A 10,565-nucleotide genomic window follows, 5' to 3' on the forward strand; every position below is an offset into this window, starting at 1 on the left:
ATGCCCGATGAGGGGGAAGCTCATAAAGCAATTTCGGCACTCAACGGAAACGAGGTCGCCGGGCATCGACTTGAACTCAGCGACAGGCGCGCCATCGCCCGCCGCAGCGGTAAGGATAGACGCCACTCAGTCCAAAGGCAGAATGAAAACGCTCGCCGCACTAAAGCTGAAAGGCGGAATTAGGATTTTGTTCTAAACAGTTTGAATTGTGTAACCCTGTTTTCTACGAAATTCGGGATTTAGAGTTATAATAATATTCCTAAATGCATGAAGTCATTTTTCGTATAAATCATTTAAGTGCTTTATATATAAGTACTTACAGTAGGTTAAGAAATTAACATGCCATACTAAAAAATCGATTCTAAGAATGTTCGATTTAACTTGAGCTGTTAGATATTGGAGGGTAAGATTTAAGGAAATATGTGCTGACTATTTCGCTTACTCTTACTCAGTATCATTCCCTCTAACGGCTGACCTCTTGATAGCACTGGCGACCATATCACCTGCTGCCACAATAGCGACTACTACAATAAACGTATCCATCTCTATTAAATTTTGGCTTACTAAGAAAATTGCAGCGATGAGTACAATACCTAAAACAACGAGGTCTACTATAGAGTGTATTCTATCCACGCAAGAAACTTACGACAGAGTCATTTAAACAAGCAAGAATATTGTTATAGGCAAATCAGCTGTCGACGGCGATTATTTTCAGACTCATTTGGTCCGATTTAACAAATAAATATCCAAGGAAACGGTACTTTAAATCCCCGGACTCCTCTTAACCGATTTTCCACTTGAATAATGAGAGGTGAGGAAGTATCTTAGCCCATTAGTCGTAAAGTCATATTATATAATTGTTGAGAGCGGAGTGGGAAAGACTCTATCAAAAGTGAACATCAGTGCCGAGGGCGGGAATCGAACCCGCACGCCCTTGCGAGCGGGGGATTTTGAATCCCCTGCGTCTACCTATTTCACCACCTCGGCAGCGGGTATGAATTTAGTGAATTCAGTATTAATATCAACTATATTGAGAACATATAGCGGTCAGGGCCAGTCCGACTGATGCCAGGCGGGCAAGCCCTGACTCGCATAAGAGAACTAATGTCAACTATATTACAAATGCGTTACCAGGATCACTTTTAAGGTGGCTGCCATGGATTTTAGATCTCTTCCGGATATGCTTCGAACAAATGCGAACAGGTTTAAGGACGGAATCGCTCAGCGGTATAAGAGCGATGGAGAGTGGAAAGATATCTCCTACGGCGAATTAGGTCAAAAGGTTCGCTTAGTCGCACAGGGGCTTGCATCGAAAGGGATAGAGAAAGGCGATAAGGTCGCAATTCTTTCCGAAAACAGACCGGAATGGGCGGCGTGCGATTTCGGAATTCAATCAGCAGGCGCAATAGTAGTTCCTGTCTACCCGACATTGATAGGTAAGCAGATAGAGTATATTCTGAGGAATTCCGACTCAAAGATGCTGATTGCCTCCAATTCGGAACAAGTCGGTAAAATCCTTCCTTTGCTCGGAAACCTGCCCGAACTAACACTTGTAGTTGTGATGGACAGTTCTAACGGCAACGGGAACGGTGAAACCGTTTCACTCGAAGGGCTTATGGAGGACGGAAAGAATTACGCCAAGAATAATGAAAACTGGTATGACGAAAGTGTCGATAAAGTCAAGAAGATGGACATAATGACGATAATTTACACTTCGGGAACTACCGGTGAACCTAAGGGCGTATTACTGACACATAACAATTTTATTTCAAACGTAGAAGGGGCGCTCGGAGTATTCAGCGTGGACGAAACAGATACGTTCCTCTCTTTCCTTCCATTGAGTCACGTATTCGAACGGATGGCAGGACACAATCTGGCATATTCAACCGGCGCCACAGTTGCTTTTGCGGAAAGCATAGACAAAGTTGCAGCTAACATGGGGGAAGTGCATCCTACGCTCATGACAAGCGTTCCCCGGTTATATGAGAAGATGTACGCCAAAGTACACGCCAAAGTAGAAGCAGGCTCTCCATTAAAAAAGAAACTCTTCAACTGGGCATTCGGAATAGGAGCTGAAATGCGGGAGCTGCCGGAGGGGGAGAGTCCGGGTATAGGGTTGAAGATCAAGCACGCCTTAGCAAGTAAGTTGGTATTCAGCAAGCTTAAAGCGAGGGTAGGTGGGAAACTCCGGTTTTTCGCGTCCGGAGGAGCCCCGTTATCAGCGGAGATAGGTGAGTTTTTCGCGCGCGCGGGAATTATAATCATTGAAGGGTATGGCTTAACGGAAACATCTCCCATTATATGTGTGGGTCTGGTGGAAAATCCGGTGTTCGGCACGGTGGGTCCCCCGATCTTCAACGTTGAGTTGAAAATAGCCGATGACGGAGAAATACTCACTCGCGGACCCCATGTGATGGTAGGATATTACAAAGACGATGAAGCAACCAGCGAGATAATTGATTCGGACGGCTGGCTGCACACCGGTGATATAGGAGAGATGGACGAAGGAGGAAGGCTCAGAATTACGGACAGAAAGAAAAACATACTTGTTACTGCCGGCGGAAAAAACATCGCCCCCGCTCCGATAGAGAATATGTTGGTACTGAGCCCTTTGATCGAACAGGTAATGCTGATAGGAGACAGGCGAAAATTTATCAGCGCCCTGATTGCGCCTGAACTTAAAGCGCTCAAATCCGCTGCGGAAAAAGCAGGATTCTCGGTATCCTCGAACGAGGAACTGGTAAAAGATCCGGGCGTATATAATCTGATGGAAGATGAGATTAACCGACTGCAAGCGGATATATCGAATTATGAGAGGGTGAAGAAATTCGTCATGATCCCACGGTTACTTACAATAGAAGACGGCGAGATAACACCAAGTTTAAAAATTAAGCGAAAAGTAGTGATAGATAAATTCTCCTCTGAAATTGACGCATTATATCAGGAGTAAATTTATTCCAGCTTTACCTGCATAAAACACTTAATACTACAGGGATATATTGGGACAGACGTATAAGGATGCTGGAGTAGATATCGTTGCAGGTGAAGCAGCAGTGAGTAAGATCAGTGAACTCGCCCGCTCCACATTTTCACCGAACGTACTTTCCGGTGTGGGAAATTTCGGAGCACAATATCTCTTTCCACAGGATAGGTTCGACCAACCGGTATTGGTTTCATCGACGGACGGAATAGGCACTAAATCCATAGTAGCAGCCGACGCTGGAAAATTTGATTCCATAGGTGAAGATTTAGTCAACCACTGCGTAAATGATATTCTTACTACAGGTGCGGAACCGCTGTTCTTTTTAGATTATATCGGAGTTGGAAAACTTCGAGCCGAAGAAATACACGGGATCGTTAAGGGTTTGGCTTCCGCCTGCAAAAAATGCGAATGCTCTCTGATCGGCGGAGAAATGGCTGAAATGCCGGAGATATACGGCGAGCGGCACTACGACATTGTGGGAACGATAGTAGGTGTGGTCGAGAGAGAATCTCTTATAGACGGCGCTGATATTGAAAAAGGAGACATCCTGATCGGGTTACGCTCCAACGGTCTCCACACAAACGGCTTCACACTTGCGAGAAAAGCGTTACTGAACGGGATGGATTTGGACAGCTACCATGACGACCTCGGCAGTTCACTCGCAGAGGAACTTTTGAAGATTCATCGATGCTATCTGCCATCACTCAAACCGATACTGAAGGAATGTAATATTAGAGGCCTCGCCCACATTACAGGCGGGGGAATCGTTGGGAATACGAAACGGATAGTAGGTGACAAGTTGACCGTTGAAATTGACTGGAACGAATGGGAGCCGGACGCCGTTTTTCCTTTGATTCAACAAGCGGGGAAGGTTCCTGAAGAAGAGATGCGACATACGTTCAACATGGGAATCGGATTTGTAATAGCCTGTCGTGAGACGGAGGTGGATAAAATCACCAAAATTCTTGGCAATCTAAACGAGGAATATGTGATCATCGGTAAGATTGCATGAATTATTTTCTCAGATCAGCCGTCTTGTTGATTATTGCAGTGAGTTCGTACGACACAGCGCTGTCTCAGCTTAATTCCTTCACAACATCGAGAAGAGCGATCAGGTATAACAGGGTCGAAGGTATCCATCTCGGTGTTGAATGGAAAGCCTTTGCAGCATATGACGGCAGGGTTCGCGGAACACTGTCTACAGGTTATGGATTTAAGAGTGAAGAATTGACGTACGCCGCAAAGTTAAACTATCGAAAATCCAATTTTAAAGGATTTGAGGGAAACATTTCGTACTCTCATGATATAAGTACCAATGATGCCCACCTTATCGGTTGGTTGGAAAACAGCGTTTCAACGCTCTTCGCAAAAGAAGATTATATGGATTATTTTATCTCGACTGGAATTCATAGCGAGCTGATTTACCGCAAATCGAGAAAATACGAGATATATTCCAAATACAGCGTGGTGAAATATGAAAGTCTCCGCGGACATGATGTATGGAGTTTTTCGGACCTGGTCGGAGCGGATAAGATTTTTAGTTCGAATCCTTCGGTTATAGAGGGTACAGGCAGCGGGCTGAACTTAGGATTCAGTTACGATTCAAGGATAAATCGATTTATGATCACGAATAGCCTGACTTATTCGATTGAGTTCGAGAAAACCGGAGGGATATTCGGAGGCGATTTCGAATACACCGGTGTGAAACTTAATATCAGAAAATATAAACGGATGTTTGGGCCTCAGATGCTTGTTTTAAGGGGCTTTGCCGGAGTGCGAAACGGAAACGGCGAAGAGCAATTTTTATTTGATATAGGGGGTATAGGTACATTACGGGGTTATGATCACAAAGAATTTACAGGCGATAAGGCGTTTATACTGAGCGCCGATTATATGTTTAAAAGGACGATATTCAAGCGCCTTCCACTGAAGTTTTTGCCTTTTTATCCTACTATGGAGCTGATCGCGTTTGTCGATGCGGGTTGGACCAATCTCGGTGAATACACAATGCCTCTCAACGATCCAATGTCATTCGATGCGGGCGACGTAAAGTATAATATAGGCATCGGATATTCATTCGGCAGAGATATGGTCAGGGTGAATATTGCAAAAAGACTCGATGGAGTTGATGGAATTAAATTGACGGTTAGAATATTTCAAAGGTTGTAGAGTGTGAAGATTTCAGTATTGGGAGCTGGAAGCTGGGGAACCACGCTTGCGATACATTTAAGCAAGAGCGGTCATAATGTTAGTCTCTGGGAACGGGACAGGGAGAGGGAGGAGTCGCTAAAACGGGATAGAGAAAGTAAACTGTTTCTGCCCGGTATCAGTTTTCCCGATGAACTGAATATCACGGATAATATCGAGTCATCAATATCCGAAGCAGAAACGATTGTTTTTGCCGTTCCTTCACAATTTATGCGGCAAACAGCCGGACTTATAAAAAACAATTGGAATAAGGAGAATATGAGCATTCTGCCTTTAGTGACGGTGGCTAAAGGGTTTGAGGTGGATACTCACCTATTAATGAGCCATGTACTCATTGAAGAACTGGACGATAATGCCGCCGACAACCTTTGCGTACTGTCGGGACCGAGTCATGCCGAAGAGGTCAGCAGGGGAGTTCCAACCGCATTAGTTGCGGCGTCATCCTCCGTGTCGGTATCCGAACAGGTACAGAAAACTTTCTTTTCACCGTCATTAAGGGTCTATGTCAGCAGCGACGTAATAGGCACGGAATTGGGGGGAGCTTTAAAAAACATAATTGCGATTGCAGCCGGGATTGTTGATGGTGCGGGATTCGGGGATAATACTAAAGCCGCACTGATGACAAGAGGACTTGTAGAGATTACCCGGTTGGGAGTCACAATGGGGGCAATGGACGACACTTTCCGCGGATTAGCGGGGATGGGAGATATGATAGTCACATGTATGAGTAAGCACTCACGAAACCGGCACGTAGGGGAGGAGGTAGGGAAGGGAAGGCCGTTAGAACAAGTGTTAGATGAAATGACAATGACTGCCGAAGGGGTAAATACTACAAAGGTGATCAAATATTTATCAAAAGAAAAAGGCGTAGAGATGCCGATCTCCGATCAAGTTTATGAAGTACTCTTTGAAGGAAAGAACCCTCATAAAGCAGTTGAAGATCTGATGGCGCGAGACCCGAAATCCGAAAAGATGAATGATTGATGCAAGCGTTTATCAAGCCTGAAATATTTGTCTGCCGTTCTGCTATCATATTTCAATGACGCAAAACAATTTCTTTACATCAATTTTCATCATGATTTTAGTACTATGCTCGGGTATTGAGTCATATCTGCAGGGGCAAGAGTTAAAATCGGTCCATACCCCCGGCGTATGCGCCGTGCCCATTCTGCCTAAGGGATATCAGAGGTTTGATTTCTCCGAGATGAGTCTTGAGAAGAGTGGGTTCAGTTTTTACGAGATAGGAGATACAGCGCGATTCTTCACCCGGATAAACGTCCTGGATCAATCAGGATTTGTAGCGCTTGGGGCGATTTTGGTAGCCGAATCGGACCGCATCGAAATCTGGGTGGATACCACCGAATGGAATAATGTTAACGTAAAACAAGCACATGCCGACAAGCTGATCGACGCGTTCGAGAATAAAACACCTGCGGGTTCGATAGATCCTAATAAAGGAATTCTCGCGCTCGAAATTGAACATATGGGTAATCCGCCGGACGTGGACGGTAACGGAAAAATAATAATATTGATCCTCGATATTAATGATGATTACGATGAAAATGATAATCCATCATTTGTGGCAGGTTATTTCGATCAGGCGGATCAACTTACCATGTCAAATCCTCAGGCTTCGGGAAACGTCGCAGATATACTATATCTCGATTCCAATCCCGGCGACCTCGAGCGCAATATCAATAGGGTTTTATCTACCGCTGCGCACGAGCTTCAGCACCTGATAAACTTTAATTACGATAGAGATGAGGATTCCTGGTTGAACGAAGGGCTCTCCGAGTACGCATCAATTATGACAGGATACTCGGGAAGGGGATTCGGCAGATTTCTATCCCAAACGAACCGCGGCTTGATGGTGTGGGATAACATCCTCATAGATTACTCCCGAGTCGGATTATGGATAACCTACACGGCGCTCAGGTTGGGATTGGAATCGATTCGGATGCTTGTGCAGGATGAGAATGAGGGAAAGAGTTCAGCGGAAAACGTCATTGCCTCGATTATTCCGGGGAAAACGTTTGCTGAATATACCTATGAATGGACATTAGCGAATTTAATCGATGATCCGACCCTCGGCAGCGGCGAGTTCGGATATGAGGGCACAAACATTTCACCCATAATACCAAATGATCAATATTTTCAATTACCGATCGACGTCATCGGTGAGAGCGTTCATGCATTTGCGTCAATATACTTTGAATTTGCCGGCGGCGAGAATTTACAGGTGTTCACCGATCTTACAATCCCGCATAACATGAAAGCAACCTTGATATCTTTCAGAGAAACAGCAGTTATCGATCCGATAATTATTGATGCCGCGGGATTCGGGATTATTGATGTAACCGGATTTGGAACGGAGTTTACGCGCGCAACACTCATGATTTCATATGTATCCGACGAACTCGATTCGGCTGATTTTTTTTACTCCGCATCAGGATTCGGTGGATTTGAAACCGTCGAGTTGTCAAATGATGACGGAGAGTTTGATTTCTACGTATTCACCGGAAATTCATCCGTAGCCTCGACTTTTACCTGGATATCCTCTCCCTCGGATTTGTTGTCCGCGAGAGTATTCATGGGGGATAATAATCCTATAACAATTGAAATAGTAGAAAATGATATAAACTCCAATGCTATATATACATCTGAAAAAATTGTTCCCGCTATAGACGGTTGGACAGAGATCGATTTTGGTTCGGTGGATATAACGGTCTCCTCGCCGACGTCGGTAGTAGTCTCGGCAGATTCTATTCTAATGGGTTACGATGATGATAACAGCGGGACAGGCAACGCGTTTGTGAATAGGGGTGGAATTTTTAAGCCGTTATCGAGTGTTCCAACAGAGGATAATCGAACTTTGAGCGGTACCTGGATGATACGATTGTTGTTAAAAAAGCAGATCGAAGTCGACACGACTCTTTATTTTCAAACAGCGCTGCGCGGAGACAACTGGATAGAGTTTGATTATTCGAACGGGGCGGTCAAGATTCCTTTTACAGTCTCCGGCGAATCAGATGTGAAAATATACCTCTACGACTTACTCGGCAGAACTGTTCGCAGGTGGGATAACATCGGGACGGTATCTCCGGGAAGAGAGTATCAGGTTTTCTGGGATGGTAAATCCACGTCCGGCAGCGTTCAGAGTACCGGAATGTACTTCATAAGACTTGTTCAGGGAGAGAAAACCGACGTTAAGCGCCTGAAATTTATTAAGTAAGTTAAAGCAGATTGAGCCGCACAGCCCGGGTGGCGAATTTCATTTATAAGAACATTATGATAAATTACTCTTGAATTAATACCATCTTATAAGGAATATTATTGAATATATTCTTAAAACCACGAACCATCTTAAAAACCGACCATATGACTGGAGGCTGGCATGAACGAATCGGTTAGGAAATTAGCAGCGGAATTTATCGGAGTATTTTTTCTTGTGTTCATCGGGACGGGAGCAATAGCCGTTGATAGTTCCGGTCAGGCAGGCATAGGACTTTTGGGTGTTGCTTTTGCATTTGGACTCACACTGGCCATTATGGTCGGTGTAACTGCGGGCGTATCAGGTGGACATCTGAACCCCGCCGTGACGTTCGGTATGCTTCTAACCGGCAATATCGACGGAAAGGGAGCCGCCAGTTATATAGCCGCTCAACTATTAGGCGCTTCTGCGGCATCTTTATTATTGAGAAACTTGGTCTGGATGAACTCGCCGTCAGCGGCAAGCATGGGTGTAACCTTACCGTCGGCTGGTGTAGGTCTGGGGTCTCTGATAGGATTGGAAATTATAATGACATTTATGCTGGTATTTGTGGTTTTCGCTGTGGCGGTCGATCCCAACTCACCATTTAGAAAAATGGGGAATTTGCTGATAGGACTGACCGTAACAGTATGCGCGTTATTCGGAGGTTCGCTGACCGGCGCATCGTTAAATCCAGCCCGAAGTTTTGGACCGGCATTGATATCAGGAGAATGGACCTTACACTGGGCTTACTGGTTAGCGCCTTTGGCGGGAGGAGCGCTTGCATCTTTGTTATACTCTAAGATTTTTTTGACCGAGAACAAATCGTAAAAAGTAATTAAACAGAATAATATAAAAGGATAGAAAGGGGATACAAAATGGCACACACATTACCTGAATTGCCATATGCGTACGATGCACTCGAACCTCATATAGACGAGCAAACAATGAGGCTCCATCACGACATCCATCACAACGGTTACGTCACCGGATTGAATAACGCCGAAGAGAAGCTCGCTGAGGCGAGAGATTCCGGAGAATTTGGCCTCACTAAACATTGGGAAAGAGAGGCAGCGTTTCATGGTGCAGGACATCTCTTACATACGATATTCTGGACGAATATGGGTCCCGATGGAGGAGGCGAACCGGGCGGCGAACTAAGCGATGCGATAAAAGGCGACTTTGGCGATTTTGATAAGTTCAAGGCCCACTTTTCGGCAGCCGCAAATCAGGTCGAAGGATCGGGATGGGGTATTCTTGCATACAGACCGTTTGATGGTAAACTTGTGATACTTCAAGCCGAAAAACATCAAAATCTTACTCAATGGGGGGTAATTCCACTGTTGGTTATTGATGTATGGGAACACGCATACTACCTGAAATACCAAAACAAGCGACCCGATTATACCGCAGCGTTCTATAATGTGATCAATTGGAGTAACATAGAAGATCGTTTTAAAGAGGCAAAGTAATACTTTAATAGATTCACGATAAACGCTTATAATTAGCCCCTGTACAAGATGTTTGCAGGGGCTAATTAATCTAACTGTCGGCAGTGTGAGCAAAATAAATGGAGCGCTCACGTTCTTAACGTGAGGATGAAAGCCTCACCGAGTTTATAGAATAAACTGATTGAAACCCTTTGTGAGATCCTGAAAGCAAGGTCCCGTATTTCTTAGTCTCGTTTGCATACCAATATCAGCACTTATACAAGATATGCTCAATCGAATAAATTTATAAACTATATTGTGCAGGGTACAATTAGACTTGATAACTATATAAATCTCTGTTAGCTTTAGGTTCGGAGTTAAATGAATGAATGCGATTCATAATAAATTAATTATCTTAGCTTTCCTCCCACTGAGTATGTGGATATACGGTTGCGGCGGTCATTTCTCAAGACTCAATATCGGTGGAGAAAATAACAATTCACCTCAACCTATCCTTGAAGAGCAATACCACAAATCAGACTACTGGGGAGGGAAGAAGGGAATCTATGTTTCGGTTAGAAAGAAAAGTTCAGCCATAGGCAGGCAAAAATACATTAGGATAAAATTGATGAATTACAGCGGTAATTATCTGTTATTGGAATCTGAGAAGGATTCTTATTGGTTTGACAGATAT

At 44.4% G+C, this 10,565-nt stretch carries 8 protein-coding genes and 1 tRNA gene; 8 read left to right on the forward strand and 1 reads right to left on the reverse strand.

All coding sequences use genetic code 11. The features are described from left to right. Positions 1-903 precede the first annotated feature (903 nt). A tRNA-Leu gene (locus IID12_08005) sits at positions 904-987 on the reverse strand. 169 nt (positions 988-1,156) lie between these two features. Between IID12_08005 and IID12_08010 the strand changes: the two genes are divergently transcribed. The 8 genes from IID12_08010 to IID12_08045 form a co-directional block, all read left to right on the forward strand. Then, positions 1,157-2,950 carry a long-chain fatty acid--CoA ligase gene (locus IID12_08010; protein MCH8289031.1) on the forward strand — a complete coding sequence of 598 codons (1,794 nt, stop codon included), beginning with the start codon at positions 1,157-1,159 and terminating at the stop codon, positions 2,948-2,950. A 49-nt stretch (positions 2,951-2,999) separates the two neighbouring features. Beyond that, positions 3,000-3,995, forward strand: a complete 996-nt coding sequence (locus tag IID12_08015; GenBank protein ID MCH8289032.1) for a phosphoribosylformylglycinamidine cyclo-ligase — start codon at positions 3,000-3,002, stop codon at positions 3,993-3,995. Beyond that, positions 3,992-5,152 carry a BamA/TamA family outer membrane protein gene (locus IID12_08020; GenBank protein ID MCH8289033.1) on the forward strand — a complete coding sequence of 387 codons (1,161 nt, stop codon included), beginning with the start codon at positions 3,992-3,994 and terminating at the stop codon, positions 5,150-5,152. The genes IID12_08015 and IID12_08020 overlap by 4 nt, the downstream gene beginning before the upstream one ends. 3 nt (positions 5,153-5,155) lie before the next feature. Next, on the forward strand, positions 5,156-6,175 hold the full coding sequence (locus IID12_08025; protein ID MCH8289034.1) for an NAD(P)H-dependent glycerol-3-phosphate dehydrogenase: 1,020 nt from the start codon (positions 5,156-5,158) through the stop codon (positions 6,173-6,175). Positions 6,176-6,350: 175 nt separating this feature from the next. After that, positions 6,351-8,423, forward strand: a complete 2,073-nt coding sequence (locus IID12_08030; protein ID MCH8289035.1) for a hypothetical protein — start codon at positions 6,351-6,353, stop codon at positions 8,421-8,423. A 162-nt stretch (positions 8,424-8,585) separates the two neighbouring features. Next, complete coding sequence (locus tag IID12_08035) at positions 8,586-9,272, forward strand: MIP family channel protein (GenBank protein MCH8289036.1); 687 nt, start codon at positions 8,586-8,588, stop codon at positions 9,270-9,272. A gap of 47 nt (positions 9,273-9,319) precedes the next feature. Continuing rightward, a complete protein-coding gene (locus IID12_08040) occupies positions 9,320-9,913 on the forward strand; it encodes a superoxide dismutase (protein ID MCH8289037.1) in 594 nt (197 codons plus the stop codon). A 343-nt stretch (positions 9,914-10,256) separates the two neighbouring features. After that, positions 10,257-10,565 (forward strand): hypothetical protein (locus tag IID12_08045; protein MCH8289038.1); only part of this gene is annotated, 309 nt, incomplete at its 3' end.

The sequence above is a fragment of the Candidatus Neomarinimicrobiota bacterium genome (assembly GCA_022567655.1).
In the GTDB taxonomy this organism is placed as follows: domain Bacteria; phylum Fidelibacterota; class SORT01; order SORT01; family SORT01; genus JADFGO01.

Excerpts from the sequence above, each read along its gene's own strand:
- IID12_08010 (MCH8289031.1), top strand. The coding sequence starts at position 1,157 with ATGGATTTTAGATCTCTTCCGGATATGCTTCGAACAAATGCGAACAGG.
- IID12_08020 (MCH8289033.1), top strand. The coding sequence starts at position 3,992 with ATGAATTATTTTCTCAGATCAGCCGTCTTGTTGATTATTGCAGTGAGT.
- IID12_08035 (MCH8289036.1), top strand. The coding sequence starts at position 8,586 with ATGAACGAATCGGTTAGGAAATTAGCAGCGGAATTTATCGGAGTATTT.
- IID12_08040 (MCH8289037.1), top strand. The coding sequence starts at position 9,320 with ATGGCACACACATTACCTGAATTGCCATATGCGTACGATGCACTCGAA.